The sequence below is a fragment of the Leptothoe sp. LEGE 181152 genome, from assembly GCF_032906605.1.
In the GTDB taxonomy this organism is placed as follows: Bacteria; Cyanobacteriota; Cyanobacteriia; order Phormidesmidales; family Phormidesmidaceae; genus Leptothoe; species Leptothoe turfae.
On sequence record NZ_JASATU010000041.1, the window covers coordinates 1 to 1,147 of the forward strand.

The 1,147-nt window shown below is 54.2% G+C and carries 2 protein-coding genes; both read left to right on the forward strand.

Annotated features, from left to right (window positions below):
* Positions 1-568 precede the first annotated feature (568 nt).
* Positions 569-706 carry a hypothetical protein gene (locus tag QGP82_RS21270; protein WP_499060934.1) on the forward strand — a complete coding sequence of 46 codons (138 nt, stop codon included), beginning with the start codon at positions 569-571 and terminating at the stop codon, positions 704-706.
* Positions 703-1,038: a hypothetical protein gene (locus QGP82_RS21275; RefSeq protein WP_499060935.1), complete on the forward strand. Its 336-nt coding sequence runs from the start codon at positions 703-705 to the stop codon at positions 1,036-1,038. Before QGP82_RS21270 ends, QGP82_RS21275 begins: the two co-directional genes overlap by 4 nt.
* The last annotated feature ends 109 nt before the right edge of the window (positions 1,039-1,147 follow it).

A 1,147-nucleotide genomic window follows, 5' to 3' on the forward strand; every position in this document is an offset into this window, starting at 1 on the left:
ATCTCCAGCACCACTTTTGCCTTAAATTCGCTACTGTAGTTTCTTGGCTTGCTGGCCATATTCCTTCCCCCGATTGGACTCTAGCTTACGCTCTCTCAGTCCTGTCCTAATTTTGGGGGGCACTACAAACCTCTGCATCATACCGACTCACTTACTGCGGTCGGCGTGCATGGGCGTGTGTACGCCTGGCATGGGCGTGAACTAATGGGGTGAAAGTCCCCTGTAGGAGGGAGGACCCCGTCCAAATGCTCGAAAGTCATAGGAGCCGAGAGACGAGTACTACTAGCCTAAGGCAAGGACGCTCTCGCGAGGGAGGGTCTGAAGGAAGCCAGCGGCACATCTGCGAGCCGACGTAGGCGTAAGACTTCCCGAAGGGTACAGAAACGTCATAGAAGGCCTGGATTCCTGGGTGAGTTGGCACACCACAACGAAACCTAAAGGTCCAAGGAACAGGGTAAATGACGCGGTGGTGCAGAGACAGTTCACGGTCTTATCCGGGGAGGTCTGTCCAAGCGCAGACTGGAGTGCTAAGGGAGTCGGACTGAGGCCCATCTCGAAAGGGATGGAGGTGCCACCAAACCCTACGGTGATTCCAGTCAGCGCGGCTGTCGGTAACGTCAGTCGAGTTGGGCAGAAGTCAGCCGAGGCCATAGTAGCTGCGGAAGCAGCGAAGGGCCGAACAGTGTCCCATAAGGAGGAGCCATGACGGACTCAGACGTATCGATGAACCAGTCTAGGGGAGATGACGTTTGGCGCACGGATATGCAACCAGCCTTAGCCATAAACCTGATGGCGCAGGTGGTGGAGAAAGCCAATATGCAGCAGGCATGGAAGCGAGTGAAGTCGAACAAAGGAGCACCCGGCAGTGACGGGATGCCCCTAGAAGACTTTCCGGCATATGCCCGAGAGCATTGCCCCACCATTCGCCAATCTCTGTTGGATGGGACCTATTGTCCTCAGCCTGTGCGACGGGTAGTCATACCCAAGCCCGGCGGACGAGGTGAAAGATTGTTAGGAGTCCCGACGGTTTTTCCATAATGCACCTTATGCAACTTGCTTTCGGAATGTAGAGCCACTTGTTTGAGGTCTCTGTTTATTTATAGGATATCTGAAAGGAAAGCGTAAGAATGCTTATCTTGTCCGTTTC

Bases quoted from the DNA above. Each gene is read 5' to 3' on its own strand.
- QGP82_RS21275 (WP_499060935.1), top strand. From the start codon at position 703: ATGACGGACTCAGACGTATCGATGAACCAGTCTAGGGGAGATGACGTT.